This is a genomic window from Atribacteraceae bacterium, from assembly GCA_035477455.1.
Taxonomy (GTDB): domain Bacteria; phylum Atribacterota; class Atribacteria; order Atribacterales; family Atribacteraceae; genus DATIKP01.
Map to the genome: position 1 here is coordinate 1 of DATIKP010000050.1, position 13970 is coordinate 13970.

Sequence of the window (13970 nt, forward strand, 5' to 3'; positions counted from 1 at the left end):
AAGGAAGCCTGGGCCTAAGTTGCCTGAATCAGCCGCCGAAATCACCGCATTTTCGCAGCAAAAAGGCCAAGGATGGCCTTTTCAGCAGCACTGTAACCGGACGTGGTCATTGATGCGTGCGAGAAAACACCAGATGAGGCGTTGCTGATGGCAACGGGGCCTCGCTGAAATGAGTTTTTGCAGCAAAATCAATTTTGGAGGGACAAGGAGGATAAAGCGTGTTTCTCGATGACTGGATAGTCGGCTTTGAGGCAGGATTGGGCTGGCCGGCTGCGATTTTCCTGCTTCTGGGATTAGGGATGGGGATCGGGTGTTTCTATACCCGTTTCCGGCGGCTTTTTTACGTGATCCTGACCTTTTGGCTCTCTTTGCATTTTTTAGCCCTGCTGTTTTCCGGTTATTTTCCGGGAGGCTGGACTAAGAACCTGCTGGGCCGGGTGCAGGCTTCTCCCGATTCCCTGCGTTTCTGGTTGTTTGTTCTCCTGAGTGTTGCCATGGTTTTTCTAGTCATGGGAATCCGCAAGGGGGAGATTTTTGGGCGGTTTTTCGCCGCGTTTTTCCTGGTACTCAACCTGTATTTCCTCCTTGTGGCCATGTCGGAGTGGGTAGGGCTCCTCCGCTTTGTCCGGGCTCTTTCCCTTCAAACCGTCTTATGGGTTTCGGTGTTTTTCGCCGGGGGAAGCTTGTTCGTACCGGGCTTACCGGGGATCGTGAGCTCCTGTGTGGGAAGCGCGCTCGTGGTGATCGGGTATCTCCAGGTGTTGCAAAGACTGGGGGAAAGTGATACCTTTTTCGGGCAGTCTCCCTTTGCCCTGTTCGTGTTTCTGGTCTTGGCCATTTTGATGAAAGCGTTCCAGGGGGAATACCGGGAAAAGGCCTGAAGTGGCCAAATTCCAGATGTAAACTTGCCGAGGATCGATGCCATGCATGGACGCAGAGACTACCTGATCCGTTATGTTCTCGACGATTCACCGGTGAACGGAACAATCGCTTTGACCAGTGGCTTGGTGGAAGATGCCCGCGTGATTCACGGAACCTCGCCTGTGGCCACCGCCGCCCTGGGGCGGGCCTTGACTCTGGCGGGCGTCATGGGGGCGACCTTGAAAGACGCGGGGAAGGTCACCTTTCAAATCCAGTGCACCGGACCGCTCCGTAGTCTGGTCAGCCAGGGCAATTCCCGAGGCGAAGTCCGGGGTTATGTTTCCCAGCCCTTGATTATTCTTCCTTCCCGGGAATCTGGAAAGCTCAACGTGGAAGAAGCGGTCGGTGTAGGATCCCAGCTAGTTGTGGTCAAGGATCTGGCTACGCAAGAGTCCACCACCGGGAGCGTCGAAGTCCGGCACGGCGGGATCGCTGCCGATCTGGCCTCTTATTTCGTCCGGTCTGAGCAGATTCCGACCGCCTGTGCTGCCGGAGTCCTGGTGGAGAGGGACGGAACGGTGCTAGCCGCCGGAGGGTTTCTGGTGCACAGTCCTTCCGGAACCCCGCCGGAGCATATCCGCCGGATCGAGGAGAACATTTCCCAGTTGGATCAGGTCAGCGCCCTGGTGAGTTCTGGATTGGAAGTTGACGGCATCGCCGGACTCCTCTTTGCCGGTCTTTCCTATCATGAGGTGGGGCGACAGGAACTGGCCTATCGATGTCCGTGTTCGCGAACGCGGGCAGAGCGGGCGCTGATGTTATTGGGCAGGGTTGAATTGGTGAAACTGATTGAAGGTGAGGGACACGGTGAAATTTCATGTCCTTTTTGCAACGAGATCTACCTCTTCACTCGGGAGGAACTGGAGCGTTTATCATACCTTGCCGAGCAAAGTGGCGAGAGGCTCAAAAAAAGGTTATGAGTCATGTGCTATATGAAGGGAGGATCGCATTTTGAATGATCAACTTCCCTCGGACGCATTAATCCTCCGAAATTCGGGAGGGCAAGTCCCTGCCCGGGGTACGTTCTCTATCGATTATGAAAAGGAGCTCAACGAGGAACAGTGCCGGGTGGTGCTGGCCGAAGATGGGCCGATGCTGGTCATCGCCGGAGCGGGGAGCGGTAAGACCCGGACGATCACTTACCGAATGGCCCACCTCATTGAACGGGGTGTGCCGCCCGCCGAAATCATGCTGTCTACCTTCACCAAGAAGGCTGCCCGCGAGATGTTACAGCGGGCGGAATGCCTTGTGGGGAACCCGCTTGACCGCGCTTGGGCCGGGACCTTTCATCATATCGGAAACCTCATCCTGCGTAAGGAAGCGATAAAAGTCGGATATGACTCCTCGTACACGATCATGGACCGCGCCGATCAAAAAGATCTGATGGCGAGCTGTATCGCGGACCTGGGCATTGACCGGAAAAATCGGCGCTTCCCCAATGCAGATGATGTGGTTGGCGTGGTCTCCTTGAGTCGGAATACCTTCCAGACCCTGGAAGATATCCTGGATTGGAAGTATCCCCAGTTCGAGGAATGGAAAAACGATATCAACTATCTTTTCGCAAAGTACCAGGACAAAAAGCGTTCCCTCAACCTGATGGATTATGACGATCTATTGTGTTACGTCTGGGAACTCTTCAGGGAAGATATAAATGCCCGGCGTAGATACGCCGGGGCTTTTCGGTACATTCTGGTGGACGAATACCAGGACACCAATCGACTGCAGGCCGAGATTGTGGATTTTCTGGCGGAAGTTCATCGTAATGTCCTGGTGGTGGGAGACGATTCCCAGAGCATATATTCTTTTCGAGGTGCGAACTTTGAAAATATCATGTTCTTTCCCAAGCGGTATCCGGATTGCCGAATATTCAAACTGGAGACCAACTACCGGAGCACGCCGCAAATTTTGCATATGGCCAATCAGACTATAGCCCGGAACCAGAGGCAGTTCGAGAAGGTCCTCCATGCGGTGCGGGGAGACGGGCCGAAGCCGGCGGTGATTCCCTTGCGCAATGTCTTTCAGCAGGCCGATTTCGTGGTTTCTCAGATTCTCGCCTTGCGGGAGAAGGAGGGGTGGCCCCTGAACGATATTGCTGTGCTCTACCGGGCTCACTACCAGAGCATGGAAATACAACTTGAGTTGACCCGGCGGGGAATCCCTTTCGAGGTCCGTTCGGGATTGCGCTTTTTCGAACAGGCCCATATCAAAGACGTGCTATCCTTCCTGAAGGTTGTCGCCAATCCCCGGGATGAAATCTCTTGGAAACGGATTCTTCAGCTCTATCCGGGAGTGGGAAAGGCGTCCAGTGAGAAAATCTGGGAAGGGCTTGCGCAATTCTCCGACCCTTTGGCCCTCTTCCAGACGGACCGGATTCCGGGTTTTGTCCCCCGGATCGCAGCCCAAAGCTTTCAGTCTCTGCGGTTACTTTTGGTAAACCTGGAATCCGTGGATTTTTCCCCTTCGGCGATGATCGGAGACGTGATGGCCAAAGGCTATGAGGATATCCTCATCAGCCGCTATCCCGATTTTCAGGACCGGAAACAGGACATTGAAGAGTTAGCCAATTATGCCGTTCAATATACTTCCCTCAATACCTTTCTTGGTGAACTGGCCCTCCTTGGTGAAGTCGAAGCGGTAAATAATATCGAAGAACCCGAACGGAATGGAAAGGTCACTCTGTCGAGCGTTCACCAGGCCAAGGGACTGGAATGGAAAGCGGTTTTTGTCGTCTGGCTGGTGGAAGGCGGTTTTCCCACTACCCGCAGCCAGGATGATAACCTCGAAGAAGAACGCCGTCTGTTTTATGTAGCCTCGACCCGGGCTAAAGACGCTCTGTTTCTTCTCTATCCGATCATGACTGGGGGGAACCGGACCGGTTCCATTGTCCGCAAGCCCTCCCGCTTTATTACCGAACTGCCGGAACTTCTCTACCGTAAATGGTTTGTTGACCTAAACGGAAAGACGAGCTAGGAAAAGATGCTGTCCCGGCGGGATTATAACATCAATTTCTTGGTCAACTCCCTGGATTACGCTTTCTTTACCCTGGGCCTCGCCTTTGCCTCGGTCAATACCATCTTTCCGCTGTTTGCCCGCCGGCTGGGTGCGGGTAATATCGAGATCGGGTTAATCCCGGCGCTTGCCTACCTGGGGTGGTCATTTCCGGCCCTGTGGGGCGGCCAGATCTCCAGCCGCCTGGAGCGGAAGATTCCTTTCATTCTGAAATATACCCTTTTCGAGCGAATGCCTTTTCTGGGCTATACCCTCATTGCCTTCTACCTGGCGGCGAATCGTCCCACCCTCTCGTTGTATCTCTTCTTTGCCATGTTGGGCGTTTCTTACTTTGCCATGGGGTTTATCGGCCCTATCTGGATGGAGATGGTCGGAAAGGTGATTCATCCCGGCCGAACTGGCCTGTATTTTGCAACCGGCAGCGGGATCGGGGCGTTAATGGGCTTATGGGGATCGCGGATGGCGGAAAATTTCCTGGACCGTTATCCCTTCGCCGAGAATTTCGGGTACTGTTTTCTCCTGAGCTGCCTGGCGATTGCCGTCTCATACGTCTTCATCGCCCTGAACCGGGAAGAAGCGGAACCGGTCGTTCCTCTGGAGCGGGGGTATTTTCGCTCTTTGCCCCAGATTATCCGATCTGATCGCGACTTCACCAATTACCTGACCGCCCGGGTTTTTCTGGCTCTGGGTTTCATGGGGGGGGCGTTCTATACGGTTTATGCCCTGGAGCGGTTCGCCGTCCCCGATTTCCTGGTGGCTCGCTACAATGCCTTTCTTTTGGTCAGCCAGGCTCTGAGCCCCTTTCTCTGGGGACTCATCGGAGATCGACACGGACATAAAATTGTCCTTGTGTGCGGGGGGTTGGCCATCCTGGCCAGTAATATGATCGCTATCTTTACGCCGGAGCCGGCCGGGATGTACTTGGCTTTTGCTCTGTTTGGGGTGAATTACAGTGCCCTGACGGTAGGCGGAGTGGCAATTCTTCTCGATTTCGCGCCCCGTAATCGCCGCAGCGGATATTTGGGCCTGGGTTCTTTCGTAGCTTGGTTTCCCGCCTTTTTCGCACCCCTAATAGGCGGCAAGATCGCCGACCTCTTCGGATACCAGATGGTTTTCTGGATTACCTTACTCCTCAACGCGATCGGTTTTTGTTGGCTCCTCTTCGGGGTACGGGAACCGAAAACTTTCGAAGAGTTCGGATAGGGGAGATTTACACTGGCCAAATGTCTGATGTTTCAAGGCACCGGTTCGGGGGTAGGCAAGAGCGTCATCGCCGCCGGTTTTTGCCGGCTGTACGCCCGGCAAGGTTGGTTGGTAGCCCCCTTCAAGGCCCAGAACATGTCTTTGAATTCCGGGGTGACGCAGAGTGGAGAGGAGATGGGGCGAGCCCAGATCCTGCAGGCCCAGGCCGCTTTCACTGAGCCTGAGGTTCGGATGAACCCGGTTTTGCTCAAGCCCCAAGGCGATCGGCACAGCCAGGTGATTGTCCAGGGACGGGTGTGGAACACGCTCGAAACTCTTGACTATTATGAACGAAAAGACTATCTCTGGAGCGTGGTTCAGAAGAGCCTCGCATCCCTGTGCCGGGACTTCGACCTGGTGGTCATCGAAGGAGCAGGCAGCCCGGCGGAGATCAATCTGCGGGACCAGGACATCGTGAACATGCGGGTTGCTCGGGAGCTTCGCTGTCCCGTGGTGATTATCGGGGACATTGAAAAAGGAGGAGTTTTTGCTTCCCTTTACGGGACCTGGGCGTTACTCCTGGAGGAGGAGCGGACACTGGTGGCGGGATTTTTGATCAATAAGTTCCGGGGCAACGAGCGTCTCTTGGATCCGGGAATCAGGGAAATCGAACGCCTGACTGGTGTTCCGGTGTTGGGGGTCCTGCCGTACGAGAATTTGACCCTTGACGATGAAGACGCTTACGCCGGAAGGCCGGAGCGGGCCACTTCTGAAACTGCTTCAAAAGACCTGGTCATCGGGGTGGTCCGGTTTCCTCATCTCTCAAATTTTACCGATTTCCAACCCCTGGAAGCGGAGCCGGACGTCGCCCTGTGCTATCTTCATTCGCCGGACAAGCTTGCCGGTTGTGACTTGGTGATTCTCCCCGGCAGCAAAGCCACTGTGAATGATCTGGAATGGCTCAAAGCGAAAGGTTTTCCCGCGGTCCTCAACCGGCATCTGGCGGAGGGCGGAGTTCTTCTGGGTATCTGTGGTGGATTTCAAATGTTGGGCCGCTTTCTGCATGATCCCTGGGGACTGGAGTCGACGGAATCCTTCCGGGAAGGACTGGGATTTCTGGAGATGAAAACCGTGTTTCAGCGGGATAAGATCCTGCGACGAGTCGAGGGGTTTTCGCCGTATCTTCCCGGTGCCCGGGTGACCGGGTATGAGATTCATCAGGGAAGGACTATACTCGGGGAGGGGTATGCCCCCTTTCTCGAACTGGATCGGGTGATGGGGAACCCGTCTATGGAAAAGGACGGGGTCATGATCAACCGGAGTCTGTTTGGAACGTATCTCCACGGTCTCTTTGACTCGGCTTCCTTCCGCCGAGCCTTTCTTAATATGTTGCGTATACGAAAGAATCTCTTGCCGCTTCCGGCCTCAGCCCCGTCCCGCACCGACGAAACCAACCAGGAGTTGGACCGCTTGGCCGATCTCCTGGCTGAACGTCTTGATCTGACCCTCCTGGAAGAACGGATGGGAATTCATTCCTGCGGAAAAGGCTGACCGAAGGCTTTTTTCGGATCGGTCAGGATTTTTGTTTTCCAGTTACCCCGTTGGTAATAGATGATCGAGATCAACAGCCCGATCACCGGGCTGATCGCCATGGCGATCCAGATCCCTTGAGCTCTCAGGGATGACTGTGAGGCGAGTAAATAGGCCAGGGGGAGGCGGATGAAGACGAAAGCCAAAAGTGTAAGGACTGTGGAAGCGACGGCGTCACCCGCACCCCTGATAAAACCACTGAAGACAAAGAGAAGGGAAAATGGGACATACGAAAAGGCCACGATCCTCAGATAGTCAACCCCGATGACCACAACCGCCGGATCGAAAATAAAAATCCGGATCAACCGGTCGGCCAACAAAAAGACCACTAGGGAGACAATTAAGGAAAAGCCGGCGCCAAGCAGGCTTGACCAGCGCAATACCTCCCGGGAACGCTCAAAAAGGTGGGCACCCAAGTTTTGGCCAGCCAACGGAGAAACGGCCAGACCAAAGGAAAATGCGGGAAGAAAGGAAAGCTGGTCGATCCGCTGGGCCGCGCCGAAAGCCGCCACCACCGTTTTCCCGAAACTGTTTACCAGGGCCATGAGTACCAGGACCCCGATCGAGACTCCCACCTGTTGAATTCCAGCGGGAAGCCCCAGGCGGAAGATGAGCCTGACGATATCCGGCTGGAATCGGAGAGCATCCTTGTGGAAATGAATCGTCCTTTGCCGGTGGAGGAGGTATAGACCATACACTCCGGAAAATCCCTGGGCGATGACAGTTGCCAGTGCTGCTCCGGCAACCTCCATACGCGGGAACGGACCAATTCCCAAGATCATGAGCGGATCAAGAACCACGTTGATCACGGTGGACCAGCCCAGAAGCAGCAAGGGAGTCCTCGAGTCCCCGAAGCCCCGCATTACCGAACTGACTCCGTTAAAGACAAAGAGGGGTACGAGCCCAGTGAAAATGATGAGCAGGTAAGAAGAGGCGGCTGGAAAGATTTCCTCTGGTGTGTTGATCAGGCGGAGCAGATCCTGATGGAAGGCCAGTCCCAGAAACGTCAGCCCGATCCCCAAAACGACCATGATCATCAGTGAATTCCCCACCGTCTTTCGCGCTTCTTCTTCCTGATGGGCCCCTTGATACTGGGCGATCATGATGTTGGTGGCGATAGCCAGGCCGATGACGAACGACACCACGATAAAGAGCACCGGAAAGCTTACCGCGACGGCGGCCAACGCCCCCGGACCCAGGAAACGGCCCACCCAGATACTGTCGACCGTGCTGTAAAACGTTTGGAGCAAGTTTCCCAGCAAGAGGGGGACGATAAACACGAGGAGGTGCCGGGGGATGCTTCCAGTGGTAAAATCGATTCTATGTGCGTATTTCAAAAGGTCCACGCTTCTTTCTTCGGCTGATTGCAGCCGTTTCACCGGATTATATTATACATCCTCGCCCCGGGTCAGCCCTTAATGATTCAAGCGATTTTGAATTATAACTGAATGAGTGGGTGGAATTGGATAATTTTCTTGAAAATCTGGTTTTCTTTGTCTATACTGCGAGAGGAGTCGCCAACCTGGAAAGGGATAGGCGGAAACCAGGAACCAGGAGGCCGAATTCTTAACCTTGGTACCCTTTTATCGCTAATTTACTGGGGAGGTCATCGATGAACGAAGGGCGTTTTTACATAACTACACCAATATATTATGTCAACGACGTCCCCCACATCGGACACGCCTATACTACCTGCGCGGCCGATATTCTGGCCCGATTCCACCGATTGCTGGGGGAGCAGGTGTTTTTTCTGACCGGCACCGACGAGCACGGGGATAAAATTATCAAGGCGGCCCGGGAAGTGGGTATACCCCCCCGGCAGCTGGTCGACCGGGTGGTGCGGCGCTTCCAGGAGTTGTGGGCGAGTATGGATATTTCTCATGACGATTTCGTCCGGACTACCGAAGAACGGCATGTTCAAACAGTCCAGACCCTCTTCCGTATCCTCCAGGAAAACGGTTACATCTATAAAGGGGAGTACGAAGGCTGGTATTGTATACCCTGTGAGACTTTCTGGCCCGAGAACCAGCTAGACGAGCGATTGCGATGCCCGGATTGCGGGCGCTCTCTGGAACGGCTCAAGGAAGAAAGCTATTTTTTCGCTCTCTCTCATTTTGAACAGAAGCTTCTGGCTCATTTTGAAAAAACCCCCCGCTTAGTCATGCCCGAGAGCCGGTATAACGAAATCGTGAGTTTTATCCGGAGCGGTCTTAAGGACCAGAGTATTTCCCGGACGGGTATGGACTGGGGGGTGCCGGTGCCCGGAGACCCCACGCATACCCTCTATGTCTGGTTCGACGCCCTGATCAATTATGTGACCGCTACCGGTTTCCTCGACGACCGCGAGAGATTTGAAGCCTTCTGGCCGGTGGCCCACCATTTGGTGGGGAAGGATATCCTTCGTTTCCACGCTACGTTGTGGCCGGCGATGCTCATGGGCGCGGAGATTGCCCTGCCGAAGCGGGTTTTCGCCCATGGTTGGTGGACGGTGGAAGGTGAAAAAATGTCCAAATCCCGGGGGAACGTAGTCGATCCATGGCTGATGATTGACCGCTACGGAGTTGACCGGTTCCGCTATTTCATCATGCGGGAGGTTACCTTCGGGCTGGACGGTGATTTTTCGGAACGAGCCTTGCAGGAACGCTGTAATGCCGATTTGTCGGACAATTTCGGAAACATGGTCCACCGGTCGTTGAGTATGCTCTGGAAATATCGGGAGGGAAGAGTTAGTAGACCAATAAACTACCGGGATGGAGAGTGGGAGGATCTCCTGACGGATGTGCGCGGGAACATCTTCCGTTTTATGGACGTTTTCGCCTTTGCCCAGGTCCTGGAGCAGATTTGGAAACTCGCCCATTTCGGAAATCGGTATATCGACCGCCGCACGCCCTGGTTGCTCTACAAGGATCCTTCCCGGGCTCGGGAACTTGACGAGATCCTCTACCGGCTCTGCGATGCGAGCCGACTCCTCGCTCTTTTGGTCTATCCCTTCCTGCCCCGTTCGGCGCAGAAGCTCTGGGACATGCTGGGGTTGCCCGGGAGACTTGCCGAATGTCGGATCATTGAGGAGTTGAGCTGGGAAAGGGGACCGGCGGCGTACACCCCAGCCAGTCCCCAGCCGCTCTTTCCCCGACTTATCGAAGAGGAAAAAGAAGAGGGAGAAGTGAGAAGGGAGACGGGATAGGCCGGTAAGAAATTTCAGCGTAATGTATGTACAGATCTTCCCAAGGGGAGGTTAAAACAGTGACTGTACCGGAAGTGCATCTGGGAGAATTTCAGAACATCGACATACGGATCGGGAAAGTTCTCGAGGTGGAACGGCTCGAGGGGACCAAGGCTCTCCTCGTGTTGAAAGTGAACCTGGGGGAAGAAGAGCGTACGCTGGTCGCCGGACTGGCCCAGTACTATTCTCCGGAGGAAATTATCGGAAAACAGGTCGTGGTTTTGGCCAATCTCAAGCCGGCGAACATACGGGGGGTCCGGTCACAGGGAATGCTGTTGGCCGCTGAGGATGGAAATGGACAGGTGAGTCTTCTGACGACCGACCGGGAGATCAAGCCAGGCAGCCGGGTGAGATGAGTTTTTGGATCGATGCCCACACTCATCTCGATGGTTCGGAGTTCGAGTGGGACCGCCGGGAGGTGATTGCCCGCGCCGAAGCGGCCGGGGTGGGGTGGGTGATCAATGCGGCCCACAACCTGGAGTCGTGCCGCCGGACCCTTGGTTTGATCGTAGAGTATGAAATCATATGGGGTGCGCTGGGCTGGCACCCTTCCGAGATTTCCGGTCAACTTCCCGATTTTTCGGAGCTTGATCAACTTCTGCGGGCCCCCGGTGTGGTGGCAGTGGGAGAGACTGGTCTTGATGCGTACTGGGATACGACCTACTTGGAGAACCAGCAGCGGGCCTTCCGCGAGCACATCCGCCTTGCGGAACAACACGGCCTTCCCTTGGTGATCCATTCCCGAAATACCCATGATATAGTTTTAGATCTTTTGGAACAGCAGGCCCGGAATATTCCAGTGGTCTGGCATTGTTTTTCCGGGGACGAGCGCCACCTGAGAAAAGCCCTGGCCCGGGGATACTATTTTTCCATCGGTGGAACAGTAACCTTTCCAAGGGCTCATACCCTGCGGACTCTTGTGCAGCATATTCCACTCGACCGCCTGCTCTTGGAAACCGACGCCCCATACCTGGCCCCGCAAGCATATCGGGGCAAACGGAACGAACCTTCCTATCTGGTGCATACCGCCCGGGACCTAGCGGATCTTTTCTCTCTCACCTTGGATGAACTGCGGGAGCGGATTTATGTCAATACTTTGTGTTGTTTTCCAGGCCTCCGAGCCAAAAGGAGACCTGGAGAGGAACGGAAACCGGAAGATGGCAATATGGAGATGGTATGGGAAAAGAAGCCGGTCGGATAGATGCATTGTGCTCATCGGAATAACCGCGTTTTTCCGGGGGGCACCTCCGAGGGGGGTTGCCTGGTGAGTTATAATAAAAATCAGTAGAGATCGGTTTTCCCATTTTGTGCCAATGAATTCCCTGTTCCGTTTCTGGTTGGCTTAAGTAATGCCGGACAGGTGGGGCCGGGAAGGAAGAAAGCGCTGGTGGTAGTTTCATGATGAAAATGAAAGTCCAGGGACTCATGTTCGATCAAAAGAATACCATGGCGGTGGTGGTATTGACTGACGAGGAAGGCAAAAGAAGCCTGCCCATCTGGGTGGGGTTGTTCGAGGCGCAGGCCATTCTCCTCGGTCTTCAGGAAGTGAAGACTCCCCGTCCGCTGACCCATGACCTCATGGCCTCAGTGATTTCCGGACTGGGAGCGCAGCTCGAACAGATCGTCATCTCCAAGATCGAGGACAATACGTTTTTTGCGCTCCTCCACCTGAAACTCAACGATCAGTTAGTAACAGTCGATGCCCGCCCCAGCGACTGTATTGCCCTGTCTCTCCGCACCGGAACGCCGATTTATATTTCCGAGGAAGTCCGCAGTTCCACCACAGTGGCAATGGGAGAGGTCGACGACAAGGAAATCGAGGAATTCAGTAAATTTCTTGATGATTTGAAACCGGATGAACTCAAAAAATACCTGGGACAATAGGCCAATTATCGGTGTCATTGGAGCGAACCGAGCCAATGAAGATCTCTTGGAAACCGCCTATGACCTCGGTCGCGAACTGGCCCGGCGGGGAGCGATTTTGGTTTGCGGAGGTTTGGGTGGAGTGATGGAGGCCGCTTGCCGGGGCGCCAAGGAATTGGGTGGCCTGACTTTGGGCATTCTTCCGGGGAGAGAGGCCGGGCAAGCCAACCGATATGTCGACCTGCCAATAGTGACCGGGCTCGGGGAAGCCCGAAATTTTGTCCTGGTTTTAACCGCTCAAGCCCTCATCGCTTGTGGTGGTGGTCCGGGAACCCTGAGTGAAATCGCTTTTGCCCTGCAAAACGAGAAAATCCTGGCCGGAATCCGGACCTGGACGATTGTTGACGGTACAGGGAAAGAAGGTTTTTTCCCGGTTTTTCAAGACCCGGCGGACGCCGTGTCATCGGTACTTGGCCGTTTAGGGGGGGCATGATGTTACCCGAAGAAAATCAACCAGATCAGATTCGGGTCAGCGTCTCGGCGTTGTTGGAGTACGCGGCCCGAGTGATCGAACAGGTTCCTGGAGTCTGTGGTTCGATTGATGAAATCGTCCGTTTTATCAAAATAACCTCGAACAACGAACACCTCCCTCCCTCTGAAAAAATCGATTTCCAACTCACCCCTTTGACCTTGGATGTCTCGCTGTGTCTTGATGCCCTGTGCAACCTCGGAGAAGTTGCCCGTGAGGTGCAGAAGCGGCTCTTTACCTCGCTCAAACAGGAACTGGAACTTCCCGTCCATCGGGTGAATATCGAGATCAGCCGGGTGAAATGATCCCGGGAGATCAAAGAAAGGAGGACATGAGCGTGTATAATCCAGAGGGTCTTTGTCAAGTCTGCCGGTACTGCGATTCGGAAAAGAAGCAAGAGGGTATTTACCGCTGTCTGTTGGGCGAACAGAAAGAACGGACCCGGCCGGTTGACCGTTGCGACTATTTTTTCCCGGATCACCTCGCGAACGCCGAGGAGAATGCCCGGGCGCACTATTGATGTGACAGCCGACAAAGGCCTGCCCTCAATCTGGAAGGAAGGCTTTGTTCCCAAGAAAAACCGGGGACAGAATTTTCTCGTCAACCGGAGAATACTGGAGAAGATAACCCGGGAAGCCGGATTAACGGAAAATGACCTGGTCGTTGAAGTGGGGACCGGTCCAGGGAATCTGACCGAACACCTGGCCCGGACCGGCGCGCAGGTCATCAGTTTCGAAACCGATGCGGCGCTTGTCGCTTATGCCTCCCGACAGTTGAGTGGTATGGTGAACGTTATTCTCCACCACCAGGATTTTTTGGAGACCGACCTTGCGCATCATGTGGCGGAATTTCCCGGCCGGGCTCCGGTGATTGTCGGCAATCTCCCCTATGCCATTACCTCGCCGGTTCTTTTCAAGGTTCTGGAAAGCGACGTCCCCTGGCGGGCCATGGTCCTCATGGTCCAAAAAGAATTTGCGGATCGTTTACTTGCCCCTCCCGGAACCCGTCAGACCGGACTTCTCTCGCTTGCCGCTTCCCTGGTTGCCGAAACGGAACGGGTCCTGCAGGTATCACGCCGGAGTTTTTGGCCGGTACCCCGTATAGACTCGACCGTCGTTCGTTTATTTCCGAAAACCTTCTCGCTGGAATCCAGGATTCGGGACCGGATACTGGCATTGGCCCGGCCGGCCTTCCAGCAGAGGAGGAAAAAACTCACAGGTGTCCTCAACAAAGCATTCCCCGGCCGGGTAATACTCCCGGGTGATTTGGTAGCCCTGGGGATCAGGGATGACGCCCGGCCGGAGAATCTGACGATCGATCAATGGATCGCCCTGGCTACAAGATCGGCGAATGACTGGGAACCAGCCTAAGGAACTTTTTTGATCATCCGGTCAATAGGCGGTTTTTCCTGTTTATTCGCACAAGATGCGCGAAATTCTGCTTTAAAGTTTTTTTATAAAATAAATCTTGAAGGTAAATGCTTATTTTGCCGGTACTCAGGATGGTTTAGGTCAGAACTGACGCATGATTTTCAAGAACCATGAACGGTGGGGGTTTAAACGACCTACAAAAAAAACTCTTGGTGCGCTTCTTTCCCCAACTGAGCCGCAGAACTGGCGAGAACCGTCTGTGAAAACCTGCCTTGGTTGACCC

General features: G+C 54.5%; 14 protein-coding genes. 13 read left to right on the top strand and 1 reads right to left on the bottom strand.

Annotation, left to right across the window (positions count from 1 at the left end; all coding sequences use genetic code 11):
• Positions 1–218: 218 nt before the first annotated feature.
• From VLH40_02830 to VLH40_02850, 5 genes are read left to right on the top strand one after another with little or no spacing between them, the layout of a single operon-like run.
• Positions 219–881, top strand: coding sequence for a hypothetical protein (locus VLH40_02830; GenBank protein ID HSV30944.1), 663 nt, complete (start codon positions 219–221; stop codon positions 879–881).
• A 42-nt stretch (positions 882–923) separates the two neighbouring features.
• On the top strand, positions 924–1841 hold the full coding sequence (locus VLH40_02835) for an Hsp33 family molecular chaperone HslO (protein HSV30945.1): 918 nt from the start codon (positions 924–926) through the stop codon (positions 1839–1841).
• 31 nt (positions 1842–1872) lie between these two features.
• Positions 1873–3891, top strand: coding sequence for a UvrD-helicase domain-containing protein (locus VLH40_02840; protein ID HSV30946.1), 2019 nt, complete (start codon positions 1873–1875; stop codon positions 3889–3891).
• A gap of 6 nt (positions 3892–3897) precedes the next feature.
• Positions 3898–5133: an MFS transporter gene (locus VLH40_02845; GenBank protein HSV30947.1), complete on the top strand. Its 1236-nt coding sequence runs from the start codon at positions 3898–3900 to the stop codon at positions 5131–5133.
• A gap of 27 nt (positions 5134–5160) precedes the next feature.
• A complete protein-coding gene (locus VLH40_02850) occupies positions 5161–6663 on the top strand; it encodes a cobyric acid synthase (GenBank protein HSV30948.1) in 1503 nt (500 codons plus the stop codon).
• Here the strand turns inward: VLH40_02850 and VLH40_02855 are convergent.
• A complete protein-coding gene (locus tag VLH40_02855) occupies positions 6642–8081 on the bottom strand; it encodes an MATE family efflux transporter (protein ID HSV30949.1) in 1440 nt (479 codons plus the stop codon). The two genes, VLH40_02850 and VLH40_02855, sit on opposite strands and share 22 nt — an antisense overlap.
• A gap of 233 nt (positions 8082–8314) precedes the next feature.
• Here VLH40_02855 and metG (VLH40_02860) point away from each other — a divergent pair, with 233 nt between their 5' ends.
• The 8 genes from metG (VLH40_02860) to rsmA all read left to right on the top strand — a co-directional run bounded on the left by metG (VLH40_02860) (position 8315) and on the right by rsmA (position 13687).
• A complete protein-coding gene (gene metG, locus VLH40_02860) occupies positions 8315–9886 on the top strand; it encodes a methionine--tRNA ligase (protein ID HSV30950.1) in 1572 nt (523 codons plus the stop codon).
• A 59-nt stretch (positions 9887–9945) separates the two neighbouring features.
• Positions 9946–10281 carry a methionine--tRNA ligase subunit beta gene (gene metG / locus VLH40_02865; GenBank protein ID HSV30951.1) on the top strand — a complete coding sequence of 112 codons (336 nt, stop codon included), beginning with the start codon at positions 9946–9948 and terminating at the stop codon, positions 10279–10281.
• On the top strand, positions 10278–11126 hold the full coding sequence (locus VLH40_02870; protein ID HSV30952.1) for a TatD family hydrolase: 849 nt from the start codon (positions 10278–10280) through the stop codon (positions 11124–11126). Before metG (VLH40_02865) ends, VLH40_02870 begins: the two co-directional genes overlap by 4 nt.
• A gap of 197 nt (positions 11127–11323) precedes the next feature.
• Positions 11324–11809, top strand: coding sequence for a bifunctional nuclease family protein (locus VLH40_02875; GenBank protein ID HSV30953.1), 486 nt, complete (start codon positions 11324–11326; stop codon positions 11807–11809).
• Positions 11781–12281 (top strand): TIGR00725 family protein, encoded by a 501-nt coding sequence (locus VLH40_02880; protein ID HSV30954.1) that lies wholly within the window; start codon positions 11781–11783, stop codon positions 12279–12281. Before VLH40_02875 ends, VLH40_02880 begins: the two co-directional genes overlap by 29 nt.
• Entirely contained in the window at positions 12278–12622 is a 345-nt protein-coding gene (locus VLH40_02885; protein HSV30955.1) for a hypothetical protein, read from the top strand. Before VLH40_02880 ends, VLH40_02885 begins: the two co-directional genes overlap by 4 nt.
• Positions 12623–12654: 32 nt before the next feature.
• The gene (locus VLH40_02890; protein HSV30956.1) at positions 12655–12837 is read left to right on the top strand and encodes a hypothetical protein; all 183 of its coding nucleotides are present in this window, start codon (positions 12655–12657) and stop codon (positions 12835–12837) included.
• Positions 12818–13687 carry a 16S rRNA (adenine(1518)-N(6)/adenine(1519)-N(6))-dimethyltransferase RsmA gene (rsmA, locus tag VLH40_02895; protein HSV30957.1) on the top strand — a complete coding sequence of 290 codons (870 nt, stop codon included), beginning with the start codon at positions 12818–12820 and terminating at the stop codon, positions 13685–13687. Before VLH40_02890 ends, rsmA begins: the two co-directional genes overlap by 20 nt.
• Positions 13688–13970: the final 283 nt, after the last annotated feature.

What these genes read in the sequence shown, in the direction of transcription:
- VLH40_02835 (HSV30945.1), top strand. Translation starts at nt 924, where the DNA reads ATGCATGGACGCAGAGACTACCTGATCCGTTATGTTCTCGACGATTCA.
- VLH40_02845 (HSV30947.1), top strand. Translation starts at nt 3,898, where the DNA reads ATGCTGTCCCGGCGGGATTATAACATCAATTTCTTGGTCAACTCCCTG.
- VLH40_02850 (HSV30948.1), top strand. Translation starts at nt 5,161, where the DNA reads ATGTTTCAAGGCACCGGTTCGGGGGTAGGCAAGAGCGTCATCGCCGCC.
- metG (HSV30950.1), top strand. Translation starts at nt 8,315, where the DNA reads ATGAACGAAGGGCGTTTTTACATAACTACACCAATATATTATGTCAAC.
- VLH40_02870 (HSV30952.1), top strand. Translation starts at nt 10,278, where the DNA reads ATGAGTTTTTGGATCGATGCCCACACTCATCTCGATGGTTCGGAGTTC.
- VLH40_02875 (HSV30953.1), top strand. Translation starts at nt 11,324, where the DNA reads ATGATGAAAATGAAAGTCCAGGGACTCATGTTCGATCAAAAGAATACC.
- VLH40_02880 (HSV30954.1), top strand. Translation starts at nt 11,781, where the DNA reads ATGAACTCAAAAAATACCTGGGACAATAGGCCAATTATCGGTGTCATT.
- VLH40_02885 (HSV30955.1), top strand. Translation starts at nt 12,278, where the DNA reads ATGATGTTACCCGAAGAAAATCAACCAGATCAGATTCGGGTCAGCGTC.
- rsmA (HSV30957.1), top strand. Translation starts at nt 12,818, where the DNA reads ATGCCCGGGCGCACTATTGATGTGACAGCCGACAAAGGCCTGCCCTCA.